The organism is Arthrobacter sp. efr-133-TYG-120, assembly GCF_030209785.1.
Taxonomy (GTDB): Bacteria; Actinomycetota; Actinomycetes; order Actinomycetales; family Micrococcaceae; genus Arthrobacter.
Map to the genome: position 1 here is coordinate 179,094 of NZ_JARVRI010000014.1, position 26,561 is coordinate 205,654.

Consider the following 26,561-nt stretch of genomic DNA (forward strand, 5'->3'; position numbering starts at 1 on the left):
AGGCAGAAGCCATGAAACTCGTTCCCCCCACCCCGACCGTCAAAGCCCCTACGGAGAGATTCACGGGAGACGTCTACCTCAATCCGCTCCACAACGGCGAGGCGCCCTCACGTCTCGTGGCGGCGATGGTCCGCTTCACCCCCGGTGCCCGTACGAACTGGCATTCCCACCCTCTTGGCCAGACCCTGCACTGCACCGATGGCACCGGGTTCGTTGCCACCCGGGACGGCAGGGTGATCCTCATGCGCGCAGGGGACACGGTCCACACGCCCCCCGGCGAGGAACACTGGCACGGCGCCACCCAGGACAAGATGATGTGCCACCTGGCCCTGGTGGAGCACGACAACGGGGAGAGCGCCACCTGGCTTGAGCCCGTCAGTGAACAGGACTACCAAGCCGCCCACGCCCAAATCAGCCGATAACCCCCATCCAAGCGAAGGAAACCCATGAACACCGTCACCCTTAACAACGGCGTCGAAATGCCGATCCTCGGCTTCGGCGTCTTCCAGATCCCGGACGAGGAAACCCAGGCCGCGGTGGAAGCCGCGCTCGACGCCGGTTACCGTCACCTGGACACCGCCGCTTCCTACCTGAACGAAGAGGCCGTTGGCCTGGCCATCAAGAACAGCGGCCTCGCCCGCGACGAACTCTTCATCACCACGAAGCTCTGGATCCAGCACGCCCCGGCAGGCAGCGTCCAGGACGACACCAAGCGCGCCTTCGACAACTCACTCCGCCGCCTCGGACTCGACTACGTCGACCTGTACCTGATCCACCAGCCGTTGGGCGACTACTACAGCGAGTGGCGCGCCATGCAGGAACTCCACCAGGACGGCCTTGCCCGCGCGATCGGGGTCTCGAATTTCCACCTCGACCGGCTGGTAGATCTCATCGACCACAACGAGATCGTCCCGGCAGTCAACCAGATCGAAACCCACCCCTTCCACCAGCGCGCGGCCGACCAGGCAATGATGCGCGAACGCGGTGTCCAGATCGAGTCCTGGGGACCCTTCGCCGAAGGCAAGAACAACCTGTTCACCAACCCGCTTCTCAGCACCATCGCCGATGCGCACGGCAAGTCCGTCGCACAGGTGGTTCTCCGTTGGCTCATCCAGCGCGACGTCGTCGTCATCCCCAAGTCCGTCCGGCCCGAACGCATGGCCCAGAACCTCGACGTCTTCGATTTCACCCTTACCGACGAGCAGATGAGCCGGATCGCCGCCTTGGACACCGGGGCCAGCCTCTTCTTCGACCACCGCGACCCCGCCATGGTCAGCTGGCTCGGCAATCGCAGGATCAACTGAGGCGCCGGGGTTGGACCACTGCCTGACTCCTACCCCATTAGTCCGGCGGAGTTACGGAAGCAGGTGTTCGTGCGCGGCCGCCTCCAGGGCGTCGGCCTCTTCCTTGGCCATGCGGGTCTCTCCCTCGACGTCGATACGTCGGGTCATTAGCCAATACAGCCCTGCGGAGACCGGGAGCCCGATAAACAGCGAGATGTCGGCGCCGTCCAGGGCGTGGGCGATGAACCCGACGAAGAGCTTGCCTGCCGAGAAGAAGGGAATCATCACCACAAAGCCGACAAGGTAGGAGATGATGCCGGGCCAGCCCCATCGTCCGTAGATCCCATCGGGCTTGAAGATCTCCGCGATGGCGTAGTGGCCTTTGCGGACGATGAAGTAGTCGGTGAGGTTGACAGCCGTCCACGGAATGAAGAAGTACAGCACCAGCAGCAGGAAGTCGTTGAAGTTGGCGAGGAAGTCGGCCGAGGCCAGGTTCGCCAAGACCACGGAAATGAGGGCGGTGATGGAGATCGTGATGATCCGGAGCCTTAGCGTTGGCCGGATCTGCCGCACGCTGTCGATGGACGATATCAAGGTCAGCGAACCGCCGTACATGTTCAGGGCCGTCACGGACAGCAAGCCCAGGGCGGCGACGAACAGGGCGATGCCACCGAATCCGCCGAAGAGCTGGTCGGCCGTGGATTTGATCGAGCCGATGGTTTCGAAGTTCTCCCCGGCGGCCGCACCGATGTACGCGCCCAGGAACATCACCCAAATACCGCCGAGCGCGCTGCCCCAGAACGTCCATCTGAAAGTGCCCCGTCCGCTGGCCGGCGGAAGGTAGCGGGAGTAGTCAGAGACGTAGATGGCCCAGGAAATCTGGTAGCCGGCCGCGACCCCCAGCTGGCCCAGGAACGGCACCATGTGGAAGTCAGCCAGGTTGTATGCGCCAGCGGGAATGGCCAGCTTCACGGCTGCAATGGTGAGCAACGCCAGCATGATGATGGTCAGGTACGTCAGGTAGCGCTCAAAGGCGTGGATAAGGTCGTAGCCGAACAGGGCAATGACGACGGCGACAATGGTGACCACCCAGAACCAAAGGTTTTGCGACCCGAAGTTGACTGACTCCGAGATCGCTTGGCCGGCCAGGATGGTGTTGAAGATGTTGAAGCCGGCGTACTGGAGGTAGGCGAAGAGCCAAACCAGAAGGGCGCCGATGTAGCCGAACTGCGGCCGGGACTGGATCATCTGTGGCAGGCCGAGCTGGGGGCCCTGCGAGGAGTGCGCGGCCATGAAAAGCGTGCCGACGAGCACCCCGATGGCGATCGCGAGCAGCGACCAGATCAAGTTGCCGCCGGTGGTGATGCTGATCAACCCCACTGCCAGGGTGGCGATCTGGGCATTGCTGACGAACCACAGCGGTCCGATGTGCGAGACCTTTCCGTGGCGCTCGTTCAGTGGAACATAGTCGATCGACCGGATCTCCAGCCCTCGGCTCGATCCTTTGTCCGTCGTTGCGCTCATGGTGCATCTCCTTCGGAGCATCGGTGCATCTTGACTTTGGTTTAGCACAGAGTGGGGCGGCCTAGAAGAGGCCGCGAGATTCCTAGGGGAGCCGGTGGTGCCGCCATGTGGGGAACTGGTCCCTGGCTGCCAAAACGGCATCCGGGGAGAGGTCCAGCGTGGCGGTGGCCGGCTCCGTGTCGAGGCTGTGCAGGACAGTCCCGAGGGGATCCACGAGCATGCTGTAGCCGATGGATACCGGTGGAGTCTGGGAGACCGCCGCCACGTACACGCCGTTCTCTATTGCCCGGGCCTTGGCCAATGTGGCCCATTGCTCGGTCTTTGCGGTACCGGGAACCCACGAAGAACAGACGAGGAGCGCCTCGGCCCCGGCGTCGGCCAGAATGCGCGCCAACTCGGGGAAGCGCAGGTCGTAGCAGGTCATCAACCCGAACGTCATGCCGCCGCAGGAAAAGGTGACGGGCAATGGTTCCGGCGCCGGTCTGATGTACTCCGATTCGCGGAATCCTTGGCAGTCGAACAGATGGATCTTCCTGTAGCTGGCGAGGAGGGAACCGTCCGGACCGATCGCCACCAAGGTGTTGAATGCCCGGTCCGGTTCTTTAGTTCCGTCTCCGTCACCAGGCGCTTCCAGGAGACCCGCGACGACGGCGATCCCGTAGCGTGCCGCCGTCGCGCAGAGCGTGGAAGCCACAGGGCCGTCAAGGGGTTCGGCCATGTCCACGAAGCTCCGGTCCACCCGGCTTTTCTCGTACGTCGAGTACTCCGGGAACACGATGAGCTCAGAGCCCTCGTAGGCGGCCCGGGCACAGTAATCCGCGATGAGGTCGAGGTTGCGGCCGACGTCCGTGCCGGAATCCAGCTGGGCTAGGGTGATGCGCACGCAGTCCTCGTTTCTCCCCGTTTACTGTGTTCCGTCGTCATACCAGCGCGGCTTCTTTTTCCTCCATCACCATTTCCGGCGGCGCCTTCCGGAACCCCTTGGTGATGATGCCGAGTACCCCGACGCCGACGCAGAGCCAGATCAGTCCGAGCGTGATGGCATTCGAATCGAGCTGGGAGAGCAGGAAACCGTCGATGATGGCTCCGACAGCCGGCATGACCACGTAGAACATTACGCTGAGCCGGTTCCCCGAGCGTCGTTGGCGCAGGTAGTAGGCAATGACCGAGACATTGACGAGGGTGAAGGCGGTGAAGGCACCGAAGTTGATGAACGACGTCGAGGTGGCGACATCCAGGAACATGGCGATGAGTCCCACCGCGCCGGTGATGACCAGGTTCAATACCGGCGTGTGGAAGGACTTGTTCAACGCCCCGAAGACTTTCTTCGGCAGGACGGAATCCCGGCCCATGGCGTAGAGCAATCGTGAGGCGCTGGCTTGCGCCGCGAGTCCGGAGGCAAACTGGGACACCACGAGTCCGGCCAGGAAGACTGCGCCGAAGAACTGCCCGCCGATCTTCAGGGCAATGTCCGACGCCGCCGACGCCGAATCGTCGAACACCCCGCCGGGGTGGATCAGCTGGGTCGTGTAGGACACGACGACGAAGATCGCGCCGCCGATGAGTGCGACGAGCATGATCGCCTTCGGCACGGTCTTTTTCGGCTCGATGGTCTCCTCGGTGAGAGTGGAGACGGCGTCGAAGCCCAGGAACGAGTACGCCGCGATGGCGGCCCCGGCGGTGATCTTGTCGAAGCTCGACGTGTCGTTGAAGAATGGAGCGGAGCTGACCAGGGCACTCGCGCCGGAGGTCGAGACCAAGGTTCCAACGGACAAGGCCACGAAAAGGACTATCACTAGAAGCTGGAATGCCATCAGCAGGTAGTTGGCCTTGTCAGCCACCTTGACGCCAACCACGTTGAGCAGCGTTGTGATCGCGATGAACGCGACAATCCAGACCCCGATGGGAATGTCCGGGAACTGCGCGGTGAGGTACGAGCCGCCGATGAGCCAGATGACCATCGGCAGGAACAGGTAGTCCAGCAGGACAGCCCAACCGGCCAGGAAGCCGATCCGGGAATCGATGGAGCGCCGGATATAGGTGTACGCGGAGCCGGCCACCGGATAGGCAACGGCCATGCGTCCGTAGCTCTGCGCGGTGAAGAGCATGGCGACCATGGCCACCAGATAGGCCGACGGGGATGCTCCGCCGGTGGTTTCGGCGATCACGCCGAAAATCGCCAGCACGATGAGCGGGGTCAGGTAGGCCAGCCCGAACAGGACCAGCGAGGGCAGTTTCAGGGCGCGCGTGAGGCTCGGTTGCGTTGTCACCGGTGGTTCCTTAGGAGTTGGAGGACCGTGGGGTCCAGGTGGTCGGGTCGATGCGGCCTTGGTAGACAGGCAGCTCGATGGGCGGCTCGCCGGGGCGGAATTGGGACCAGGGGCGGTTGAGGTTTTCGGTCCCGTGCGTGCGGACATGCTCGACGGCGGAGAGGTCCAGTTCCACGGAGAGAAGGGTGGGCGCGTCGTCGTCGGCCGCGGCTATCGTGTTTCCCTCGGGGTCGACGATCAGGCTGAGGCCTTTGCCGATAGGGCCCGCGCAGTTGACGCTGACCATGAAGACCTGGTTCACGATCGCGTTTGCCTTGGCGAGGACGAGTTCTTGCTTGCGGTCCGGCGTCGTGGTCTTCACGACGTTGAGGATCACTTCGGCGCCCATCCACGCCAGCTGACGGGTCACCTCGGGGAACCAAGCGTCGTAGCAAATGTTTAGCCCCACCCTGCCGATCCCTTCCAGGTCGACGGTGGTGAACCGGTCGCCGGGGTCGTAGGGCTCAAAGGGGCGCCAAGGGAAGACCTTGCGGTAGTAGCCGGCGAGCTCGCCTTCGGGGGAAAGGACCAGCTGGGTATTGAACAATTGCCCCTCGGGGCCGCGCTCGCAGACGCTGCCCGGAACCAACCAGATCCCCAGGTCAGCTGCGAGCTGCCGCAGTTCCTTGACGCGCGGACCGTCCAGCGGCTCGGCCGAGTCCTGCAGCACTTCCGTACGCTGCAGGTCCGGGTTGGAATCCCCGAAAAGGTGCAGCTCCGGGAAGACCACGAGCTTGCTGTGCGGTTGGATCGCGACGGCGGCGGCGACTTCGGCAGCGAAGGCCTCGATCGGTTCGCCGATCAGTCGGGGTGCCGCCTGGGCGGCGATGAGGGGAAGGATGCGTTGCACTGGTTTCTCCACGTTCTCGTTGTGACTCGCCTCATATTAGATCATAATGATCAAATAAAAGGAAGGTGGATTTTGCCCCGTAAAGTAGCGGATATGACCCGTCAGCTCGAGGACACCACCGGCGACTCACCCATCGATGCTGCCCCTTTGCTCGGAATCGACCGCCGGAGCGCAATCGACGCCGTGCGGTTGCGGATCGGCATGGCCATATCCTTGGGACTGCTTCAGCCGGGGGAGAGGCTGCCCGACCAGCAAGACGTCGCGCTGGGCCTTTCGGTCAGCCCGATCACCGCCCGCAGGGCCCTAGCGAGCCTGGCCGACCAGGGGGTCGTTGTCCGCCGTCGGGGGCGCGGCGGCGGAACCTTCGTCGCCGACGAGCCGCCGCAAAACGTCCTTGAAGAGCTCGCTGCGTCGCCAGCCGAATCCCATGCAGTGAACCGGCTGGTGGACCGTCGGTTGCTCTTCGAATGCGCGGTTACCCACTTCGCCGCCGTCAACGCCACGGCAGCGCAGCTGGATGAGCTGGAGCGGCTGACTCATGAGATGGCCGGATCAAGCAATTGGTCCGAGTATCACCAGGCCGACGAGAGGTTTCACAGGCTGGTCGCGGCGTGCTCGGGCCTGGGAGCTGCGGTGGACGTCTACAACGAAGCGCTGGCGGAGCTCTACGCATACTTCATCCCGTACCCGATCGAGTTTCTCCATGAGTCCAATCGGGACCACATTGCGCTCGTCAACGCCTTGCGCGCCGGCGACGACCGCGGCGCGGTGGAGGTATCGCGGCGGCACGTGGACGTGTTGCACAAGACGATGTTCATGGGCCTCGCCGGCGGCGACGGCCATCAATCCGGGTGAACAACAGCTCTTGGCTTATCGTCCGGGATATCGGACTAAAGATCGCCCCCTTTCCGTGATCACTGTCACTTTGCATGCTCTGATTGATTCTCAGTTGGGGACATCGGACTTCGGTTGTCAAAGTGAGGATTAGGCATGCAGGCCACAGGAAAAGCGGGAACGGGTGGGCCGCGCGTTGAGCGTCGTTCCATCGACTTTGTCCCGGAAAATGAACGCCATGGTTCGCCTGGCCAGCAGTTCACGCTCTGGTTCGGGGCGAACATGCAGATCACGGCTATTGTCGACGGCGCCTTGGCAGTCCTGTTCGGCGCGGATGCGCTGTGGGCGATCATCGGCCTCCTGATCGGAAACCTCTTGGGCGGTGCTGTGATGGCGCTCCACGCGGCGCAGGGGCCGAAGCTCGGCCTGCCGCAGATGATTTCCAGCAGGGCACAGTTCGGGATCTTCGGGGCAGTGATTCCCTTGGTCCTGGTGGTCGTGATGTACCTCGGCTTCGCCGCCACCGGTACGGTCCTCTCCGGACAGGCAGTCAGTCTCATCCTCCACACGGGCACCCCGGCCGTGGGCATGATCGTCTTCGGGGTGCTGACCATCGTTGTGGCGACCCTGGGCTACAAGTACATCCACATGTTGGGCCGCATTGCCACCGTCGTCGGTATCCTCGGCTTCACCTACCTGGGCATCAGGTTGTTGGCCAGCCAGGACGTCGGCGCACTCTTGGGAGCCGGCAGTTTCGAGTTCCCCACCTTCCTGCTCGCCATTTCGCTGGGCGCCGGATGGCAGCTGACCTACGGCCCGTACGTCGCCGACTACTCCCGGTACCTGCCTTCCAAAACCCCCGCACGCAAGACCTTCATGTCGGCCTATTTCGGCACGGTGATTGGTTCCCAGTGGTCCATGACCCTGGGCGCTCTCTTCGCCGCCCTCGCATTGCCCAAGGGTGCACGGTTCCTGGACGGCCAGGTCGCTTTCCTCGGGAACCTGAGTGGAGGCGGACTGATCGCGGTAGTCATCTACCTGGTCATCGTGACCGGAAAACTGACCGTCAACACGCTGAACGCGTATGGCGGCTACATGACCATGCTTACCTCGGTCACGGCGTTCACCCGCAAGTCCGCGGTGGCGTCATGGACCCGGTTCGCCTACGTGATCGGCTTTATCGGACTCTCGGTGCTCATCGCAGTGCTTGCTTCCCCCGATTTCATCGCCAACTTCAAGAACTTCGTCCTTCTCCTGCTGATGGTGTTCATCCCCTGGAGCTCCATAAACCTGGTGGATTACTACCTGGTTTCCAAGGAGAAGGTGGACATTCCGGCCCTCTACGACCTGAACGGTCGCTACGGCCGTTGGAACAAGACAGCGCTGCTCAGCTACGCGATCGGCATCGTCGTCCAGATCCCGTTCTTGGCGCAGACCCTCTACACCGGCCCGATGACCGAGCTTCTCGGCGGGGCGGACATCTCCTGGCTTGTAGGCCTCGTGGTCACGGCAATCGTGTTCTACCCGCTGGCGAAGAGGAACTCCAACGCACGGGCCGAGATGGTCTACCCGACGGAACCCGACCCAGCGGAATCGGACTCGGGGGCAATAGCGCCGCTAGCCGGCTCAGCGTCGAACACCACGGCAGTCTAGCCTTTGGGCTGTGCCCCCTCCGACGCTCGCTCACTTTTGGGGTGTTTTCGGCGGACGCTCGCTCACTTTTGGTGAGCGAGCGTCCTGGCATTTGGTCCTATGTTTGAGCGAGCGTCCCAGTCGACCAGAGGGAACGACGTCGGGGTCAGGCTTGGGTGCCCAGCCTGCGGGAAATTTCCCGCGCGCACCTGGTCACTTCCGGAATCCACTCGCGGGCGACGTCCTCGATGCGGACCGCCCTTTCCTCCGGGGTCTCGGCGTCCTTGGCCCGGTGACGGGTGCCTCCGCCGGGAAACGCCCGGTTCGACACCGTCAACGTCACGCTGGCCACGGGATAGCGTTGCCGGTCGAGGACGGCGACCGCCACAGAAGAAAACCCCTCCGTGACCTCGTCCTGCTCCCATGCGTATCCGAGCGATCGTGCCCGCGCCAAGAGGTCCTGCAATGCGGGCAAGGATTGCGGGCCTTTGCTGTGGCGCTCCGCGAAAGCCTCTGGCCCAGGGAAAAGCGCAGCCACCTGGGCGGGGTCCATCTGGGCCATCATCGCCCTGCCGCTGGCCGTCAGGTGGGCAGGAAGCCGGACTCCGGTGTCGGTGACAAGGGGGCTTTGCCGCGGCGCCCGCTCCTCGATCACGTAAACGACGTCGCGCCCGTGCATCACGGCAAGATGGGCAGTCCGGCGGGTCCGGGCGACGAGCCGGGACAGGGGGAACCGGGCGATCCGCTGGATCGGAGCTTGCCGCGAATACCCGGTCCCCAACTCATGGGCGGTCACTCCCAAGGCATACTTGCGCTCCTCGGGAAGATGGACCAGGAAGCCGTCATCGATCAGGGAGGCAATGAGCTGATACGTGGTGGACCGAGGCAGTCCAACATCGCGCGCAATGATGGACGCGCTGACCGGGCCGGCCTGTCCGGCAACGTATCTGAGAACCGCCAGCACCTGGGCCGCGGCCGGCGCCTTGGGCCGCACCGATTGACTGTACATTGTCCTAGAATACGCCTCGGAATGTCCGGTATACCGGACGTTGCGCCCGCTAAGAAAGTCCCTCCAACCGGGCCCGTGCCGTTTCCGCGGCCCGGCGCTCCCGCTCGGCTAGCCGGGCTGCCAGCTTGCGGTCCCGCTCAGCCAGGGTGATCGCCCACTCCGTCGCGGCAAGCTCCTGTTGCAATGCAGCCAGCTTGTCCTTGGCGGCTTTGACGTCGACGGCGAGTTGCTCGCTCCGGCGCAAGGCCTCGGACTTCTCGCGCTCGGCCTGCGCGAGTTCCAGGTCGGCCTTGTCCGCACTGCGCTCTGCTTCCGCGAGTACGGTTTGTGCCTTCTCGCGTTCGCGCTCCGAGTCGGCGCGAGCCCGCTGTGAGTCTGCCCGCCCCCGTTGCCGCCCGCCGTCGTCGGGCTCTTCCTGGGTGACGTCCACCGCGGGAAGCGCGCCCGCAATCGCCACCGCGCCCGAGAGATCCACGGGTTCCAATCCGTTCGTGGCGAGCGAACGCACAAGCTGCCCGCTGCGGAGCGCCGCGGCGGCGCCGGGATCCGTCATGGCGGCCCTCAGCGTGGCCTCGATCTCCATCGCGGCGGCGCCACTGACCTTGACACCGAGGCCTTCCGCCACTGCCCGGGCCTGCTCGACGGCGGCGCCCAGGACGCGCGGGCGCTGTTGGCCGAGCGTGCGGAGACGGTCGTGATCCTGCTGCTCCTGGGCTCGCCCGAGCGAGGCCCCAAGCTCCAGGACGCCGGCGAATTCCTTGGTGCCGTGCCGGACAAGCATGTTGACGGCCCACGCCGCCGTCGAAGGCTTGGGCAACTGGGCGATTTGTTTCGCCAGTTCGGCATCCCCATCCGACTTGGCTTCCTTGGCCCGCGCAGTGCGGGCCGCCGTGAAGGCCGAGGGAACCAGTGTGTAGAGCTCGACGGCGATCCCGGCCAGGTTCATGGTGAAAGCGAGTGCTGTATTACTCGGCGAGGAACTCGGCCAAGGCGTCGGCCATGACGCTAGGTTCCCAGCCGTGGTTGGCGCCTGGAATGGTAGCTTTGCGGGCGCTCGGGATGTTGGCCACGATGGAGTCGGCCGCTTTCGGCATGATCGGGACGGTCTGCTCGCCGACTATCGCGAGGGTGGGCTGGGTGATGCCGGACCAGAGCGCTGCCCGAGGCGCGGACTGGGACCACGCGAGGGATTCGGCGTCGGCCAAAAGGCTGGGGCCCAATTCGATCATGATGGGCCATCCTGGACTGTTCTTGGCTCCGGCCAGCCACTCCGGCGGCATGTCCTTCATGTAGTACTCGATGGTGCCGGCCTTGTCGCCGGAGGCGACCCGTTCCTGGAGCCCGGCGAAGAATTCAGCCCCGCCGGCGCCGAGTTCTTCGCTCAGCGGAGTCTCCCAGAGCGCGAGCTTCGTGACGGGCAAGCCTGCTGCCGCCGCTGCCAGGGAAATCGAGCCACCGGAAGAGCTCCCGAAGAGCGCGGCCTGGCCGCCCACGATGTCGATGAGCGTGGCGAGATCGTCGATGTTGTCCTTCAGGCTGAATGACGGAGCCTCAGCGCTTTCCCCTCGGCCGCGCCGGTCGTAATTCAGCACCGTGAACCCCTTGGCGGCCAGGAGCTTGGCCATTTCCATGGTGTTGGAGTCGAAGCCCCTGAATTGCATCGCGCCGCCAACCAGGATGACGGCAGGTCCTTCGCCGTATTGGTCATACCCGATGCGGGTACCGTCTTTCGAGATCGCAAATTCGGACATCCCAGACCCTTCGATGTGGCGGACAGTAGGTTCCTAAACTCTGGGGCCCATCCACGTGCGGGTCAAGGGGAAAGGGCCGTGTCCAGGAGTTCTTAAGAGCTTCTTAAGTGCCCCACGGGAGAGTGGAAACAGGCCGCACAACGGCCGTCACCCCGAACCGGAGACACCATGCGATCACACCCCAAGCAGAACACTTCCACGGAAGGCCGCGCTTCCGCCGTCGTCCGTCACAGTGTGCCGTTGCTTCCCCAGACGAGGTTCTGGCTCCTGTGGGGCATTGTCCTCGCCGCGGCCGTCCTTGCCATTGGCTTCAGCGTGCAGGCGGTAGCAGGCCTGACCACTGGGGAATTCGGTATTGACCAGGAACTCAGCCGCCATCACGTGGGCGCACTGACCACCGCGGCCATGGCTTTGAACGTCCTCTTCGCCCCCGTAGCGGGAGTCTGCATTGTCCTCGTGATCGGCTTGTACCTTTGCCTGGTCCGCAAGTCCTTCGTGCGGGCTGTCATGTTTGTGCTCTTCGCATGTTCGGGCTGGGTTGCCAGCGAGGTATTCAAACTTATCGTTGCCCGCCACCGGCCCAACCCCGCGCTTCTTTTCGACCCCCTGGCTCCGGAAACGGGTTCCAACAGTTTTCCCAGCGGCCACACCGCCTTCGCCGTAGCGCTCGCCTTCGCTCTGTACTTCCTGGTCCGGGGAAGCCGGTGGGGCGTCATCACTGCGTGGGCCGGTGCTGTCATGGCCGTGGTGGTGGCGTGGTCGCGTATCTACATCGGAGTCCATTACCCCAGCGACGTTGTGGCGTCATTCCTGGCCACCAGCGCCGCAGTGATCGTCTTGGCCGGGTTCTGGAACCGGTACGCCCCGCGGGTTTTCGCGCGGCTACCGTTTGGCGTTGCATCAGAAGCAGGCGCCTCGGAGGCAGCCGCCTCGGGAGCAGCCCCAACCCAAGCACACGGATCCTGAGGAGGACCCCATGCACGTACTTTCCGCCATGCCCGCATTCCTTGATCCCACCACCCTCCTCCAGGGCTTGGGCCCTGCGGCGCTGGGGGTAGTGGCGCTGATCGTCTTCATCGAATCCGGTCTCCTTTTCCCTTTCCTGCCCGGTGACTCCTTGCTGTTCACCACGGGCCTGCTTCACCAGCAACTGCAGCTTGAACTGCCTGTGTTGATCGCCGTCGTATCAGCCGCCGCCATCGCAGGAGACCAGATCGGCTACATGCTTGGGCGCAAGTTCGGACGGCGATGGTTCAAGGACGACGCCCGGGTCTTGAAAACCGCCCACTTGGATGCGGCCGAAGAATTCTTCAAGCGCCGCGGCGGCCCCGCAATCGTCTTGGCCCGCTTTGTCCCCATTGTGCGGACGTTTGCGCCGCTCAGCGCAGGCATCGCGCGCTACAACTACAAATCCTTTACCCTGTGGAACATCGCCGGGGCCGTCATTTGGGCGACCTCCGTGACACTCCTGGGCTCGTGGCTGGGACACTACGAGTTCATCGCAAACAACATTGACGCCATTGCCGTAATCATGGTTTTGGTCTCCGTCCTGCCGTGGGGAGTCGAGTTGCTCAAAAAGCGGCGCAACGTCAAGGTAGGCGCCGCGAACGGGCACGCCGGGGAAGAATAGGCAGCATGACAACAGCTGAGCGGCCGGCCCTCCTCTTGGTCGAAGACGACTCCGCCCTGGGGCCGCTCATCAGCGAACTCCTGGAGCCGGACTTCTCTGTCCGCTTGGCTGTCAATGGGCGCGACGGGCTCCACCTCGCCCTGACACAGAGTTGGGATGCGATGGTCATTGACCGGGGGCTGCCGGTCATGGACGGCATCGCACTCATCAAGGCCCTTCGTGCCAAGGGGATTGCCACCCCGATCCTGATCCTGACGGCGCTCGGTGCCACCGACGAGAAGATCCGGGGCCTCGACGCCGGGGCGAACGATTACATGAGCAAGCCGTTCGACGCCATGGAATTGGCCGCCCGCTTGCGAGCCCTCACCCGAACGTACGCGCTGCCGCCCCAGACCCTGGGAATCGGGGATTGGGAGTTCGACGCCGGTGCCCGCTCCGTGCGCTCCGTGTACGGTTCCGTCGTCACCCTGACGGCGAAGGAGGCCGGGCTCCTCGAAATCCTGGCCGGCGAACCCGAGCGTGTGTTTACCCGTGAAGACCTCATCAACGCCTTGTTCCACCCCACGGACCAGCCGGGCGTGATTGACACCTACGTCCACCATTTGCGCCGCAAGATTTCCAAAACGGTGATCCGGACAGTCCACGGCCTCGGATACCAGATCGGCGACCCCCATGACTGAGAACGACACCCATGACTGAGAACCCGGACCAGGAGACGCTCCGCAGAGCCTCCCTGAAGATCGCAGTGCGGATCAGCGCGGCATGCGCGGTTTTGGTTCTTTGCCTGCTTGCGGCCGCCGCGATCTACCTCTTCAACCAGGCGCAGCATCCAACGCTGCCGGGACCAGGCGAAACCGACTCCGTCTACGCATATCTGGACACAAAGGACCTCCTGAAGGCCATGATCGTTGCCGGCATTGCGGGGATCCTCCTCGCCGGTGCCATCGGCTGGCTCAGCGCGCGGAGCGCCATCAGGCCCCTTGGCGAAGCGCTTGCCCTGCAGCGACGTTTCGTTCAGGACGCCAGCCACGAATTGCGCACGCCCCTCGCCATCCTCGATGCACGGGTCCAGCTCGCCCAGCGCGATGCCGCCGCGGACTCAAAAACGGGGGAAGCGCTCGCCCGCATCCGAAATGACACAGCTACCCTCACCGGCATCGTCAACGAATTGCTTGTCGCAGCCACCGGCTCGCCTCCGGACGCAGCCGCAGAGCCGAGCGATCTCGCCAAGGTGGCGGGTGCCGTTGTCGAGAGCTTGCAACAGCTCGCGGGAGAGAAGAACGTCCGCGTCACCCTGACGGAAAAGGACCGCCCCTTCGCGCTCATTGACAGCAATGGCTTCCGACGTGCCCTCCTCGCGCTGGCCGACAACGCGCTGGCACACACCCCAGCTGGCGGCCAGGTGGGGATCACGACGGCGGTGCTCGGCAACCGCGCAGTGGTCACGGTTTCGGATTCCGGGGCTGGGATCAAAGGCGTGGACCAGACCCGGATCTTTGACCGCTTCGTGAGGACACACAGTCCGGAGGGCGCACCAGGCCAGCGCAGCTTCGGAATCGGCTTGGCGCTGGTCCGTGAAATCATCACCGGGGCCCGCGGCACTGTGGAGGTTGAGCGCAGCGGGCCGCGGGGAACGGTCATGAGGATCACCCTGCCGCTCGCTGCGAAAGATGCGGCGCCGAAAGATGCGGGCCCGAAAGACACGTCGTCCGGCTCGGCATAGCTTACTTAGGCGGCCCGCAGTTTGGCGGGTTGGGCGTATTTAAGCGCCTTTGCATGGTGTCGGAGCTTGCGTCGGTGGCTTCTGGAATCTGGCGCCGCCGTGGTCATGGATAGCCCGGTTCCTGGCGGGGGCGGGGCTGTTGACCGGTAGTGGTGTCCGGTGGGGGTGCGGATGTCCAGGACATGCCGTGTCCCGTGCTGGGTTGTTGCTGCTCCGGTTTGTGCTGTCCAGCCGGGGAGTTCTTTGGTGTGGTTGCAGGCTTCGCATAGCCCCGCGCCGTTGGCCAGAGTGGTGTGTCCACCGTCGTGCCAGGGGATGATGTGGTCGAAGTGGCGGATCGGTGCGTCGCAGTAGGGTGTCCGGCAAGTGTCGTCGCGGGCCTGGATGAAGCGCCTCATGCCTGGCGGGAAGAGCCGGGCTCTCGAATCGGCGGCGACGAGGTCCCCGGTTCCGGGGGCTGTGTAGAGGCGCCGGAGCCAGACCTTGAAGGCCCGGTCCGCGGACTGGCCGCCGGGACCGGCCTGGCCGGGTTCCGCCTGGCCCTCGTTCCCAACCAGCATTGCCCGTGCCCACGCAGCGGGGACAATCCCGTAGCCCGGGAGACGCGCCGGTTCGCTGTCGCGATGGAAGAGGGTGCGGTCGGTCATGACGAGCTGGACCTCAACCCCACTGATCCCGCCGGGGGTGCCGGTGGTGCGTTCGACCAGGGCGTCGGCCATGATCTGCCCGCGGGACCGCGCGTCCCCGCCGGAGCGCAGCGAGTCTGCATGACGGGTCAAGGCCGCGTGCACGGCCACGCCCTGGGCGACGGGAAGCAGGGCGGTCAGGTAGGTCATGGTGTCCGGTGCCGGGCGAAGGCTCACGTGCCGCTCCGCCGCGGCACGGCTGGCGCGTTGGGTGACGGAGCGGGGGTCCCGCCGGTAGGCGGCGGCCCGTGCGGCGGAGATGATGGTCTTGTCTCCGGCGCCGTCGAAGACTCCCGTGTCGGCGGCGAGCTCCTCGTCCACGGCGCAGCGGTCTTCGGCGGACAGGCAGGCTGTTTCCTTCACCAGCAGGGTGGCGCGCCATTCGTTCAGCTGTCCCGAATCCAGCGCGGCCAGGGTATGCGGCATCTCGGTCACGAGGGCCTTCGCCAAACCCAGCAATCGGGGTCCTTTGGCGGGGGATTCCCGCCGGGCCAAGGCAATCTGGGCTGCGACGCCGCGGCCGCGCTCGTCGGCGGGGACGCCCAGGTTCGTCTCGGCGCTGCGCTGGGCCGCATCGAAGGAGACGGCAATCCGGGCCTGCGCAGCCGCGGCCGCGGACTTGAAATCCTCCAGTGCCCGCAGCTGGTCAATCAGTTCAGCGCCGTCGGCGCCTGGCCGGAGCGAGGCCACCGCACCGAGCAGGTCTCTTATTTCGGCCCACGAGACAGCAGCATCCGGACCTGCGCCGCCGACTGGCGCGCCCGTCCCCATCAGCTGGGTTTCCCGAATTCCGGCCATAACCAAAGCATCCCAGGGACCACTGACATTCTTAGGTCGAAGAACACCTGCCCACCGAAAAATCCCGGAAATCAGCAGAAATTTTCCATATTTGCTCGGGAAGGATTCCGGTTCCCGGGTCTCCTTCCGCCGCCACCGGCTCAACCTCGCAGCCGTCGATAATCACCCGATGGGCGACGTTGTGATCGGCTTCGCCGGCGTGAGGTGTGCTTTGCGGTGGGCTCCCCTCAAGCCCGTCCCGTCCGCCTCTGGCGTGCGCATCCGAAGCGGACGAGAATGGCCTCGTGGTTCCCCCTCGCCAAGGCGGGGCCGTCGTTCCAATGAACCCCGCCGCCCGAAAGATCCAAAGTGTCTACCTCACCTTGACCCTCGGCAATACCCTTGCGGCCTCGTTCATTTGGGGGATCAATACCCTCTTCCTACTGGATGCCGGACTCAGCAATCTTGAGGCCTTTGCGGCAAACGCCTTCTTCACTGCCGGGATGGTCGTCTTCGAAGTGCCCACTGGAGTGGTGGCCGATGGTTGGGGACGCCGCGTTTCGTTCCTTCTTGGCACGGTGACACTGGCCGGATCCACCTACCTTTACTTTCTGCTCTGGCAGCTTTCGGCCCCGTTCTTGTGGTGGGCCGTGGTGTCGGTGTTGCTCGGCTTGGGCTTCACCTTCTTCTCGGGTGCAGTGGAGGCCTGGCTCGTCGACGCGTTGCGCTTCACTGGATATGAGGGTGGCTTGGAGACGGTGCTCGGGCGGGGACAGATGGTGTCTGGTGCCGCCATGCTTGCGGGCTCAGTGGCTGGCGGGGTGATCGCGCAGGCCACCAACCTGGGAGTCCCGTTCCTGATTCGCGTGGGCGTGCTCCTCGCCATGTTCGTGGTGGCCTTCTTGCTGATGCACGACGTCGGCTTCACCCCCGAGCGCTCTGCCCATCCACTCAAGGCGACCCGTGCTGTCCTCGACGCCTCGATCGAGAACGGTTTGAAAAATCCACCCGTGCGGTACGTGATGTTGGCAGCGCCGTTCAGTGCCGGCGTCGGGATCTATGTGTTCTATGCCCTGCAGCCGTACCTGCTTCAGCTCTTCGGTGACCCGCGCGCGTACTCGGTGGCCGGGCTGGCAGCGGCAATCGTGGCGGGGGCGCAGGTGGTGGGCGGATGGCTTGCACCGCGTATCCGGCGCCTCGTTCGCAAACGCACTACGGTGTTGATTCTGAGTGGAGTGGTGAGCGCATCGATTCTGGTGGTGCTCGGGTTCACGAATGTCTTCTGGGTGGCCTTGGCGCTGTTGACGTTCTGGGCCATGGTCGACTCGGCGGCCACACCGGTACGGCAGGCCTACGTGAACGACATGATCCCGTCGAAGCAGCGGGCAACAGTGCTGAGCTTCGACTCGCTGATGGGATCAAGCGGTGGAGTGGTGGTGCAGCCGCTGCTCGGCCGGGCCGCCGATGTTTACGGCTACTCCGCCTCGCTCGCGATCAGCGGCGTTATCGAGCTGATCGCGGTGCCGTTCCTCCTGGCGAGTCGTCGGCAGGGCTCTTTGGCCGACCAGGCCAACGCCGCGATCATCACATCCGAAACGGAACCACGGCAGTCCTAAGAATGGACCTACGGAAGCCGCGAAGCCCCGTGGAACGTGGCCTCGCCGGCCTTGTCAGGAACAAGCGGCACGGGACTAATTAGCACAGCTGTGCCACGATGCAGGGTGCCATCCGAAAGCGGTTGGCAGCGCACGCCCCCACGCCCGCGCATGGCGGCGTGCGCGCCCGGAGCCAGGACTTGGTCCATCCACGCGCAGGGGTGGGCCGGACGTCCGCCGCGGAACCGGACAACGCCGCCCCGCGATTCCAAGGCAAATTCTTCGCCCAGCAGGGGAGCCAGGTGGGCTCCCCTGAGGACCACATTGCGGCGCGTGAGGAGCGGGTCAAAAGGCGCGACCCCCAGCTCAGCGGCCATCGCCTCGAGCGACTCGATGGCTATCAGCGTCACTGCGGCATCCATGTGCGCGGCCTTGCCGAAAAATCGGTCACCGACGATGCCCTTGCCGCTTACGACGTCGACCTGCTCGGCATCCGTGGTGGGCACCTCGGCGGCACCATCGCGTGCCCGGCCGAAGTAGGCATGGCCCGATGACACAAGAAGATGCAGGATCTCCACGTCGTATCTGTAGCTTGCGGTCATGCCATAAGGCTATGCCTGTCCCGGAGTCGGTAACCTCGGGAGTTCTAATCTGAAACCTTGAAAGCTAGTTCTTGCGACGCTGGAAATCAGCGAAAGCTCCGATGCCGGTTCCAACAAGCGCGATGCCAGCAAGTATTGACCACCAGAGCTGCATATATCCGGCGGCCGTTATGAATAGCAGAACCGCTACCAATGCAAATAGAAGCAGGGAAATAGGAATGTCGCGAGCACCTTTAGGAGTCAAAACACGCTTCCTTGATCGAGGCGATGCCTAGACGGACGCTATGAATCCATAGTCCGTCGCTACTCAATTTATGACTTTCGGCCACTCAATTTCAGGTAGCCGGGACTGAGCTGCGAAGATGACCGAGGCGGCGGTTGACCGCCTCGGTCGGCCTCCTAGGCATGAACGGTTGTCGTCACGCCTGCAGCGTCAGTAGGTTTCGATCCGCTCAACTCCAGAACTCGGAGAGCTGCCCGGCAAGGGCTCTGCCTTGCTCGTAACCCGCCTGGGCCGCGGGCGGACGCAGCGACAGATCCATGGCATTGGCGCCGAACATGTGCTCGGAGTTGCTGTCCGGGAAGATCGTCTCGACTCTGCTGCCGCCTGCGCGGAGTTCGTCGACCTGCGTCGCGAGATGCGTGCCCCACTCCAGCGGTTGCAATGATCTGCCACCGAAGGGTGAGAGCACCAGGACCCGTCCGTATCCGGCTGCCAGATCGGCATTCTCGGCGTTGGATCGATAGCCGCCGTCGAGGTACCGCTTGTCTCCGATCCTGTAAGGCAAGCCGCTGGAACAGCTGGCGGCGATTGCATCCACCAAGTCGACGCCGCTATGGCGGTCGAACGCGACCGGTTCACCGTTACGGGCATCGACCGCCGTGATGAGCACTGTCCGTTCAGGCCAGTGCTGGCTGGGTAGCCGGGTGGCGACAGTGGTGCGCCATTGCGTTGACCAGGCGCCATCCGACGCCGCATCCATGTCGAGCGCTGCTGCGCCGAGTCGCCGGCGCATGTCAGCCACATCCTGGGCATCGGCGATGATCTTGTTGATCCGCTCGAGGTGGTTCACCACTGGCCTGGCCGATGCGCGTCCCGGCCCGGACCCGACCGGAGCGGGCCGTTGCGGGGGGACGGCGTCAAGGATGTTGGCGAACAGTTGAGTTGGTGTCGCGCCGGCAATCTGGGCCGCGGCCGTTGATCCGGCCGAGGTGCCGATGGTCAGATCGGCGTCGGTCACATCCAGCCCGGCATCGAAGAGGCCGGCGATGACGCCGATCAGCCAGGCATTGCCTGTCGATCCGCCGCCACCGAGGACCAGCGCCCGATCGCGGGAGTGCAAAGGAAAAGAAGGTGTTGTGTTCATGGGAGTCGCCTTTCGCGAATTGCCTGTTTGGCGCTCCCGGTGGCGACTAGTTCAGTTGCGCGATCGTGGACTGCAGGGGAGCACCCATTGCGGATACTGCGTTCATGGGACTCACCTCCTGCTGATTGATCACGATCGCCACGATGCTAGCACGCATGCGCCGAGGCGCGCCACGGTCCGGCACTGCGCCGGCCGTCGCCCCTAATCCTCCACAGGGAACGCCACGCCTTCGCCCACCACGCGGAGGCACAGTTCCGTGCCGGGCTTGGTAATGGAAGCGTTCCAGTGCCGGATGGTGATGATTTCGCCACCTCCCGGGTAGGCCAAGGATGCGCCGGCGGCGGCAACGCGCGGGGCGAGCTTGATCCGCACGGTGGTCTCGGGGCCGAAGTAGTCAGTGTCGACCACGACTCCGCGGATGGGACCGTCGGGAGCAATCCGGATCTGTTCGGGGCGGAGCATCAACTGCACGAGGCCCTGTGCCGGCGGACGGCGTACGGGTATGCCGCCCAGCGAACACGTGGCCAGGGAGCCTTCCATCCACGCGTCGAGGATGACTGCGTCGCCGAGGAATTCGGCCGTTGCCCGGTCCGCGGGACGGGTGTACACAACGAACGGGTTGCCGATCTGCGCCAGTTTCCCGCCGCGCATGATCGCCACCTGATCCGCGAAGGACAGGGCCTCGGCTTGATCGTGCGTCACCAGGATGGTGGTGACTCCGGCTTCGTTCAGCACCTTCGCCACGGCGCGCCGCGTGGCCACGCGGAGGCCGGCGTCGAGCGCTGAGAACGGCTCGTCGAGCAGCATGAGCTGCGGTTCGCGGGCCAGGGCGCGGGCAAGCGCCACCCGTTGCTGCTGGCCTCCCGAAAGCTGGTGGGGGCGCCTCTTTGCCATGTCCGCATCGAGGGAAACCATGTCGAGCAGTTCCTGGACACGGGCCTTCACGGCGCGGCGGCCGCCGTCGAGCGCTGATTTGTCCAGTCCGAACGCGATGTTCTGCCCCACGGTAAGGTGCGGGAAGAGCGCGCCGTCCTGGGCCACATAGCCAACATGCCGCTTGTGGGCCGGTACCCAGATCCCGTCCCCGGCCACCTTGTTTCCGTTGAGGCTGATGGAGCCGGTGTCCGGGTGTTCAAAGCCGGCGATCAAGCGCAGCAGGGTGGTCTTGCCGGATCCGGATGGACCGACGATAGCGGTGGTCCCACCCTTGGCCACGGAGAGGTTCACGCCCTTCAGTACAGCCTGGGAGCCGAAGTTCTTGGTGACCTCGGCGATGTCCAGATGCGTGTTGGTGGTGGGGGCCACCGAAGCCGCCACGCGGGGTGACGGAAGCCTTGAGGGGGATTGTTCGGTCACTGTCCGGCTACTTTCTTGGACTGTTGGAAAAGCAAGTACGTCATGGGGGCAGACAACAGGATCATGAGCAGGGCATACGGCGCCGCGCCCGAATAGTCGATCTCGCTGCTCTTGCTCCAAAACTCGGTGGCCAGGGTGTGCGTGCCATTGGGGGACAGCAGCAGCGTGGCGGTCAGCTCGTTGACGATGGCGAGGAACACCAGCGCGGCCCCGCCGGCGGCGGCCGGAGCTGTGAGGCGCAGCGTCACTTTCAGGAAGGACACCAGGGGGGCCTTGCCGAGCGATTGTGCGGCTTCGTCGAGCTCCTTGGGAGCCTGGGACAGCCCGGAGCGGATGTTTACCAGGGCCCGCGGCAGGAACAGCAGCACATAGGCTGCAATCAGGACCCCGGAGGTCTGGTACACGCCCGGGACCATTCGGATGCTCACGGTGACGAAGGCAAGGCCCACCACGATGCCGGGCAGGGAACTGGTGACGTAATTCGAGAGCTCAAGCATCTTGCTGAACCAGCTGGGGTGCCGCACGGCCAGATAGGCCATGGGGAAGCCGACGACGATAGTCGCCGCTGCGCCTACCGTGCCATAAGCGAGGGTCTGGAGGAGAGCCGGAAGGAATTCGTCGGCCGACCAGACGCGGGCGCCACCGGCCACTACCCAGCGCAGGACAAAAAAGATCGGCAATCCGAAGGCCAAAACGGTGAGCGCAAGCAGGGCGAGCTGGGAGGGAAGCTGGTAGTGGTGCAAGGGAAGCCTGGTCGGCTTGGCCTGCGCGCCGGAACCGATACGGGCATAGCGTGCGTTACCGCGGCTCCTGACTTCGGCCAGGAGCAGGATGAGGCAGAAGAACACCAGGACGCTTGCCAACATGTTCCCGGCAGTGCCGTTGAACGTGGATTGGAACTGGGTCATGATCGCGGTGGTGAACGTGTCGAAGCGGATCATCGCGAACGCGCCGTATTCGGCCAGCAGGTGCAGCGACACCAGGAGTGCGCCACCGGTCATCGCGATCCGGAGTTGAGGCAGGACAACCCGGAAGAAGATGGCCCACGGTCCCAAGCCAAGGGAGGCCGCGGACTGCTCAATCGCGGGGTCGAGACGCCCCAGGGTCGCAGCCGCGGGAATGTAGACAAGCGGGAAATACGACAGTGTGGCGATGAGTACGCCGGACCAGATGCCCTCCAGCGAGGGCACGGCGGTCACCCACGCATAGCTGTTGACGAACGCCGGGATGGCCAGCGGGGCCGCCAGGGCCACGGCCCACCAGCGGTGCCCTCGCAGCCTGGTCCGCTCCACGAGCCACGCGCCACCGACTCCCAATACCAGGCAGATCGGCACCGTGAAGACCACCAGCATGACGGTGTTCAGGAGCAGTTCGCCAACGCGCGGCCGGAAGATGAGTGCGACGGCGGTGTCCCACCCGGTCGCGGCCGTCATGTAAGCGACGTACCCCAGCGGGATGAGCGAAAACAGTGCGATCAGCACGGCCAGGAGGGATATTGCAGAAACGCCGAAAGGCGGGCGGGGGCGCTTGCCCCTGCCCGCCGTCGTCGCGCTCGCCGAAGCCTCGGGAACTTCCGGGGAGATGCGAGCCGATAGATCAGTGGTCACAGAATTACAGCAGTCCTGCCTTGGTCATCAGGTCGGTGACCTTTGCGGAGTTCAATTTGGCCGGATCCACCGTGGGAGCTTGCAGATCCTTGATGGGAACGAGTTTAGCGTTCGAGTCGACGTTGGAAGCGATCGCGTATTCGTAGGAGGTCCCGTTCTTGAGGACTTCCTGGCCCTGCTTGCCGGTGACGAACTTGATGAAGGCCTGGGCAGCTGCGGAGTTCTTGGAGGATTTCAGCACGCCGCCGCCGGAGACGGACAGGAAGGCGCCGGGGTCCTGGTTCTTGAAGAAGTACGGGGTGACGTTCTTGGAGTTCTCGCCGGTCTTCGCCTGGTCGCCATAGTAGTAGTAGTGGTAGATCAAGGCGGCGTCGATTTCGCCGGCGTTGACGGCTTTCATGGCGGTGCTGTTGCCCTTGTATGCCTTGAAGTTGTCCTTCATGCCCTTGAGCCACTCGGAGGTGACTGCTTCGCCCTTTTGTTCGAGCAGGGCGGCAACGATTGCCTGGAAGTCAGCGCCGGACGGCGAAGCAGCCCACTTGCCCTTCCACTCCGGCTTGGCCAGGTCCAGCATGGACTTGGGCAGCTTGTCGTCGCTGATCTTGGTCTTGTCGTACACCAGGACAGTGGAGCGGGCGGCGATGCCGGTCCATTTGTTGGTGGACGGACGGTATGCGGCCGGGACCTGGTCCACAGTGGCCTTGTCGATGTCCGCGAAGAGGCCGGCGTTCTCAACCTGGGCCATGGCTGGGGAGTTCTCCGTGAGGAAGACGTCGGCCGGGGATGCCGCGCCTTCCTGGATGATCTGGTTGGAGAGCTCGGTGTCGGAACCCTGGCGGATGGTGACCTTGACGCCGGTCTGCTTGGTGAACGCGTCCACCCATTCCTTGGTCAGGGTGTCGTGCTGGGCGTTGTAGACGGTGATTTCGCCACCCACTTTAGTGGAAGTAGCAGCGGACTCGGGGGCTGCGGAGGAGGCGGTGCCGTTGCCGCAAGCGGCCAGGCTCAGGGCTGCAGTGGCGGCGAGTGCGATGCCGGCCAGCGCATGTGCGCGGATCTTCATGAGGGCTTCTTTCTGCGAGCAAATCCAAGGGAGCCCGGGGGAAGTAAGTGCGGGCTCACAGCTTGAAACTTTAGGTTAGCCATACCTAAACTTCCATCCAGAATGCCCCATTGTGACGGGAATCACATGTATTACGCAAGATTTACATGACCTAATGCGCGGAGGTGGTGTGTCGTCGGTTGAGCGAGTGCCTTGCGGCAGTCGATAAGCTGGCTCCATGCCCGGTCTCGCCGAATTCCTGCCGACCTTCCTCGGCGTCGGCGTCCTGATGGCGGCCACGTTGGCACTGCTCTTGGCGTTCCGCACCCCTCACCCTTTCGCTCCCGCACTGGCCATCCTTCGCGGAGCCGTGCAACTCGCCACGATCAGTTTTGTTCTGGGCGGTGTGATCACCAGCCCGCTATGGGTCGCAGTAGCCCTGCTGGTGATGTTTGCCGTGGCCGCGATGAGTGCCACGCGACGCATTGGCTGGAGCCTTCATCATTTGGGCTTGGTCAGCGGCTCCATGGCCGCTGGCATCGGAATGACGCTCGCCGTCATTTTCGCGACGGGAGCCATCGCGTTCACTCCCCGCTATGCGCTCGCGATCGGCGGGATCGTCATTGGCAACGGCATGACCATCGCAGTCCTGGCCGGCCGGCGCTTCAAGGAATCCGTTTACGAGCACTGGGAGGAAGTCGAGGGTTGGCTCGCGCTCGGTGCCACCCCGAGGCAGGCAACCCTTGATCTTGCCCGGCGGAGCGTCTATTCGGCCCTGATCCCGTCAACCGATCAAACCAAGACGACGGGACTTGTCACCCTGCCCGGCGCGTTCGTCGGGGCGATTTTTGGCGGGGTTTCTCCCTTTGAGGCAGGTCGCTTCCAGATCGTGGTGCTCGCGGCGATCATGGCGGCAGGTTCCATCACCGCCGTCATGATCATCGGAATCCTCGCACCGGTACGCGTGCGCCCAGCGACGCTGCGCTGACACTGCCTAACGGGAGCGAGCCTCCGGCCGACAGTAGGAACTGAACCGCACTCCTACAAGCGCCTCCCTACCTAAAGCAGAAACGGCCCATGATCGTTGTCACCCGCCTGAACGGCACCAGCTTTGCCGTGAATCCGGACATCATTGAACGGATCCACGAAAGCCCGGACACCCATCTGGTGACCCTCGACGGCGCTACCTATGTTGTGCGCGAAAGCCTTGCGGAGGTCGTGGAACTAATTGCGAACTACCGCGCCTATATTCTTCGGCGGGCACAGGACCTCCCCACCGTCACGGGCTATCCCTTGAGCCTCGTGCGCACACCGGACCCGGACGGAAGGTAAGCCATGGATCCCTCAACAATAATCGGCCTGTTCCTGGCCTTCGGCTCGGTGGTCGCCATGGTGACCCTCGAAGACGCCAATCTCATGGCCCTCCTGCTTCCCGCGCCCATGGTCCTGGTTTTCGGTGCCACCCTTGCCGTAGGTCTTGCCGGGAACACGTTCCGCGATACCGTGCGGGCGTTCAAGGACCTCCCCAAAGCGTTCAAAGGAAAGACCGACAAGCCGCAGGACAGTATCGACCAGCTGATCAGCCTTGCCGAGAAGGCGCGGAGCGAGGGGCTTCTCTCCCTCGAAGAGGCGGCCGCGGACGAGAAGGATCCGTTCGTGGCCCGGGCCCTCCAGAACATCGCCGACGGCACCGATGCCGAAGAATTGCGCATCCTCATGGAGGACGAGATCGATTCCAAGATGCGCAGCGACCACGTCTCCGCCAAGTTCTTCGCGAGCCTGGGCGGCTACGCGCCGACCATCGGCATTATCGGCACCGTGGTATCGCTGACCCACGTCCTTGAAAACCTCTCCTCACCCGATCATCTGGGACCAATGATCGCCTCCGCTTTCGTGGCCACGCTTTGGGGTTTGTTGTCCGCGAACTTCATTTGGCTGCCGTTCAGTTCGCGGCTCAAGCGACTGTCCGAGCTCGAAATCGAACGCATGACCCTCCTGATGGAGGGCCTGCTGGCGGTACAGAACGGGACCCAGCCCCTCCTGCTCGCCGAACGGCTCCGCGCCATGGTTCCCCCGGACCGCCTCGGCAAGGCGAAATCCGCAAAGAAGGGCGACGACGACGAAGCCCGCCCCGGCAAATTCGCTTCGTCCAAGGCCGCATGAGGTCGCGGCGCCGCCGCGGTTCACCTCCGGCGGAAGAACACGTCGACGAACGCTGGATGGCTTCCTATATGGACATGGTCACGGTGCTCATGTGCATGTTCATCGTGCTCTTCGCAATGTCCACCGTGGACCAGGCCAAATTCGACAAACTCCGCAATTCTCTCGCCACGGGGTTCGGCACGGTGGCCAGCCAGAAGGTGGACACCGCCAGCGGGACGGTCGTTCCGCCGGAATACACCAGCGCCGACGCCCAGGGATTCTCCAACTTGGACCTCGCACTCAAGGAAGCGGCCCGGCTCACCGCTTTGCGCGACGACATGAAGTCCAAGCTCGACGCCGCGGGGCTGGGAGCCAATGTGCAGTTCCAGATCAACGAACGCGGACTCACCGTGAAACTCGTAGGATCGCAGACCTTCTTCGAACCCGACCGGCCGGAACTGACGCCCCGCGCGAGCCAGGTCCTTGGAATGATCGCCCCGACCATGGCGAAGGCGGCCCTTGAAATCATGGTGGAAGGCCACGCGGCCAACGGAGTCACCTCATACCCCTCTACGTGGGAGCTTTCTTCCGCCCGCTCCGTCAACGTCCTCAGGTACCTCGTCGACCATGGAGGAATTTCTCCAGGGCACATCGGCGCCGTTGCCTTCGGATCCGCCAGGCAGGTCAACGATGATTCCACCGAGGCGCTGATGGAACTCAACCGCAGGGTCGACGTCGTCGTCCTCTCGGACCGGCCCGAAGTGGTCCGCGCCCTGATCCCCGAGGCGCTCAAGGCGAGGGCCGGCGGCCAATAGCGGCCGGTGCGCTTGTCGCGGCGGTGA

Annotated in this window: 26 protein-coding genes; 13 read left to right on the forward strand and 13 right to left on the reverse strand. The window is 64.1% G+C overall.

Translation table 11 applies throughout. The annotated features are described in order from the left end of the window. Positions 1 to 11 precede the first annotated feature (11 nt). Together QRN51_RS09080 and QRN51_RS09085 are read left to right on the forward strand one after the other, a co-directional pair. On the forward strand, positions 12 to 422 hold the full coding sequence (locus QRN51_RS09080) for a (R)-mandelonitrile lyase (RefSeq protein ID WP_284989568.1): 411 nt from the start codon (positions 12 to 14) through the stop codon (positions 420 to 422). 24 nt (positions 423 to 446) lie between these two features. Continuing rightward, positions 447 to 1,304, forward strand: coding sequence for an aldo/keto reductase (locus QRN51_RS09085; protein WP_284989569.1), 858 nt, complete (start codon positions 447 to 449; stop codon positions 1,302 to 1,304). Between the two features lie 51 nt (positions 1,305 to 1,355). On the opposite strand, the gene QRN51_RS09090 is transcribed toward QRN51_RS09085, so the two are convergent. The 4 genes from QRN51_RS09090 to QRN51_RS09105 form a co-directional block, all read right to left on the reverse strand. Then, a complete protein-coding gene (locus tag QRN51_RS09090; RefSeq protein WP_284989570.1) occupies positions 1,356 to 2,807 on the reverse strand; it encodes a purine-cytosine permease family protein in 1,452 nt (483 codons plus the stop codon). Between the two features lie 82 nt (positions 2,808 to 2,889). Further along, positions 2,890 to 3,690, reverse strand: coding sequence for a carbon-nitrogen hydrolase family protein (locus QRN51_RS09095; RefSeq protein WP_284989571.1), 801 nt, complete (start codon positions 3,688 to 3,690; stop codon positions 2,890 to 2,892). A 37-nt stretch (positions 3,691 to 3,727) separates the two neighbouring features. Next, positions 3,728 to 5,077, reverse strand: coding sequence for an APC family permease (locus QRN51_RS09100; protein WP_284989572.1), 1,350 nt, complete (start codon positions 5,075 to 5,077; stop codon positions 3,728 to 3,730). A gap of 10 nt (positions 5,078 to 5,087) precedes the next feature. Next, entirely contained in the window at positions 5,088 to 5,966 is an 879-nt protein-coding gene (locus QRN51_RS09105; protein ID WP_284989573.1) for a carbon-nitrogen hydrolase family protein, read from the reverse strand. Positions 5,967 to 6,059: 93 nt separating this feature from the next. On the opposite strand from QRN51_RS09105, the gene QRN51_RS09110 reads away from it, so the two are divergent. After that, the gene (locus tag QRN51_RS09110) at positions 6,060 to 6,821 is read left to right on the forward strand and encodes a FadR/GntR family transcriptional regulator (protein ID WP_284989574.1); all 762 of its coding nucleotides are present in this window, start codon (positions 6,060 to 6,062) and stop codon (positions 6,819 to 6,821) included. A gap of 135 nt (positions 6,822 to 6,956) precedes the next feature. Next, entirely contained in the window at positions 6,957 to 8,453 is a 1,497-nt protein-coding gene (locus QRN51_RS09115; RefSeq protein WP_284989575.1) for a purine-cytosine permease family protein, read from the forward strand. Between the two features lie 145 nt (positions 8,454 to 8,598). On the opposite strand, the gene QRN51_RS09120 is transcribed toward QRN51_RS09115, so the two are convergent. From QRN51_RS09120 to QRN51_RS09130, 3 genes are read right to left on the reverse strand one after another with little or no spacing between them, the layout of a single operon-like run. After that, positions 8,599 to 9,441, reverse strand: a complete 843-nt coding sequence (locus QRN51_RS09120; RefSeq protein ID WP_084784417.1) for an IclR family transcriptional regulator — start codon at positions 9,439 to 9,441, stop codon at positions 8,599 to 8,601. Positions 9,442 to 9,490: 49 nt separating this feature from the next. After that, positions 9,491 to 10,387: a hypothetical protein gene (locus QRN51_RS09125; protein WP_284989576.1), complete on the reverse strand. Its 897-nt coding sequence runs from the start codon at positions 10,385 to 10,387 to the stop codon at positions 9,491 to 9,493. Positions 10,388 to 10,406: 19 nt separating this feature from the next. Beyond that, positions 10,407 to 11,192: an alpha/beta fold hydrolase gene (locus tag QRN51_RS09130; protein ID WP_284989577.1), complete on the reverse strand. Its 786-nt coding sequence runs from the start codon at positions 11,190 to 11,192 to the stop codon at positions 10,407 to 10,409. 168 nt (positions 11,193 to 11,360) lie between these two features. Between QRN51_RS09130 and QRN51_RS09135 the strand changes: the two genes are divergently transcribed. Genes QRN51_RS09135 through QRN51_RS09150 form a run of 4 tightly spaced genes read left to right on the forward strand, consistent with a single transcriptional unit; the run spans position 11,361 to position 14,545 of the window. Next, positions 11,361 to 12,158 carry a phosphatase PAP2 family protein gene (locus QRN51_RS09135; protein WP_284989578.1) on the forward strand — a complete coding sequence of 266 codons (798 nt, stop codon included), beginning with the start codon at positions 11,361 to 11,363 and terminating at the stop codon, positions 12,156 to 12,158. A gap of 10 nt (positions 12,159 to 12,168) precedes the next feature. Next, a complete protein-coding gene (locus QRN51_RS09140; protein ID WP_284989579.1) occupies positions 12,169 to 12,822 on the forward strand; it encodes a DedA family protein in 654 nt (217 codons plus the stop codon). A 5-nt stretch (positions 12,823 to 12,827) separates the two neighbouring features. Continuing rightward, a complete protein-coding gene (locus QRN51_RS09145; protein ID WP_059388236.1) occupies positions 12,828 to 13,502 on the forward strand; it encodes a response regulator transcription factor in 675 nt (224 codons plus the stop codon). An 11-nt stretch (positions 13,503 to 13,513) separates the two neighbouring features. Further along, positions 13,514 to 14,545 carry a sensor histidine kinase gene (locus QRN51_RS09150; protein ID WP_284989580.1) on the forward strand — a complete coding sequence of 344 codons (1,032 nt, stop codon included), beginning with the start codon at positions 13,514 to 13,516 and terminating at the stop codon, positions 14,543 to 14,545. A gap of 5 nt (positions 14,546 to 14,550) precedes the next feature. On the opposite strand, the gene QRN51_RS09155 is transcribed toward QRN51_RS09150, so the two are convergent. Then, positions 14,551 to 16,029 carry an HNH endonuclease gene (locus tag QRN51_RS09155; RefSeq protein WP_284989581.1) on the reverse strand — a complete coding sequence of 493 codons (1,479 nt, stop codon included), beginning with the start codon at positions 16,027 to 16,029 and terminating at the stop codon, positions 14,551 to 14,553. Positions 16,030 to 16,349: 320 nt separating this feature from the next. Between QRN51_RS09155 and QRN51_RS09160 the strand changes: the two genes are divergently transcribed. Beyond that, complete coding sequence (locus QRN51_RS09160; protein WP_284989582.1) at positions 16,350 to 17,624, forward strand: MFS transporter; 1,275 nt, start codon at positions 16,350 to 16,352, stop codon at positions 17,622 to 17,624. Between the two features lie 8 nt (positions 17,625 to 17,632). Here the strand turns inward: QRN51_RS09160 and QRN51_RS09165 are convergent, their stop codons facing one another. The 5 genes from QRN51_RS09165 to QRN51_RS09185 form a co-directional block, all read right to left on the reverse strand. Next, positions 17,633 to 18,205, reverse strand: coding sequence for an MOSC domain-containing protein (locus QRN51_RS09165; RefSeq protein ID WP_284989583.1), 573 nt, complete (start codon positions 18,203 to 18,205; stop codon positions 17,633 to 17,635). A 452-nt stretch (positions 18,206 to 18,657) separates the two neighbouring features. Further along, a complete protein-coding gene (locus QRN51_RS09170; protein ID WP_284989584.1) occupies positions 18,658 to 19,572 on the reverse strand; it encodes a patatin-like phospholipase family protein in 915 nt (304 codons plus the stop codon). Positions 19,573 to 19,773: 201 nt separating this feature from the next. After that, positions 19,774 to 20,928, reverse strand: coding sequence for an ABC transporter ATP-binding protein (locus tag QRN51_RS09175; protein ID WP_284989585.1), 1,155 nt, complete (start codon positions 20,926 to 20,928; stop codon positions 19,774 to 19,776). Continuing rightward, a complete protein-coding gene (locus QRN51_RS09180; protein WP_284989586.1) occupies positions 20,925 to 22,535 on the reverse strand; it encodes an ABC transporter permease in 1,611 nt (536 codons plus the stop codon). The genes QRN51_RS09175 and QRN51_RS09180 overlap by 4 nt, the downstream gene beginning before the upstream one ends. A gap of 4 nt (positions 22,536 to 22,539) precedes the next feature. Beyond that, complete coding sequence (locus QRN51_RS09185; RefSeq protein ID WP_284989587.1) at positions 22,540 to 23,598, reverse strand: iron ABC transporter substrate-binding protein; 1,059 nt, start codon at positions 23,596 to 23,598, stop codon at positions 22,540 to 22,542. A gap of 217 nt (positions 23,599 to 23,815) precedes the next feature. Between QRN51_RS09185 and QRN51_RS09190 the strand changes: the two genes are divergently transcribed. The 4 genes from QRN51_RS09190 (at position 23,816) to QRN51_RS09205 (ending at position 26,534) form a co-directional block, all read left to right on the forward strand. Beyond that, positions 23,816 to 24,565, forward strand: a complete 750-nt coding sequence (locus QRN51_RS09190; RefSeq protein WP_284989588.1) for an ABC transporter permease — start codon at positions 23,816 to 23,818, stop codon at positions 24,563 to 24,565. An 89-nt stretch (positions 24,566 to 24,654) separates the two neighbouring features. Next, positions 24,655 to 24,909, forward strand: coding sequence for a flagellar FlbD family protein (locus QRN51_RS09195; RefSeq protein ID WP_059388231.1), 255 nt, complete (start codon positions 24,655 to 24,657; stop codon positions 24,907 to 24,909). 3 nt (positions 24,910 to 24,912) lie between these two features. After that, positions 24,913 to 25,740: a motility protein A gene (locus tag QRN51_RS09200; RefSeq protein ID WP_059388230.1), complete on the forward strand. Its 828-nt coding sequence runs from the start codon at positions 24,913 to 24,915 to the stop codon at positions 25,738 to 25,740. Next, positions 25,737 to 26,534, forward strand: coding sequence for an OmpA/MotB family protein (locus tag QRN51_RS09205; RefSeq protein WP_059388229.1), 798 nt, complete (start codon positions 25,737 to 25,739; stop codon positions 26,532 to 26,534). The genes QRN51_RS09200 and QRN51_RS09205 overlap by 4 nt, the downstream gene beginning before the upstream one ends. Positions 26,535 to 26,561 lie beyond the last annotated feature (27 nt).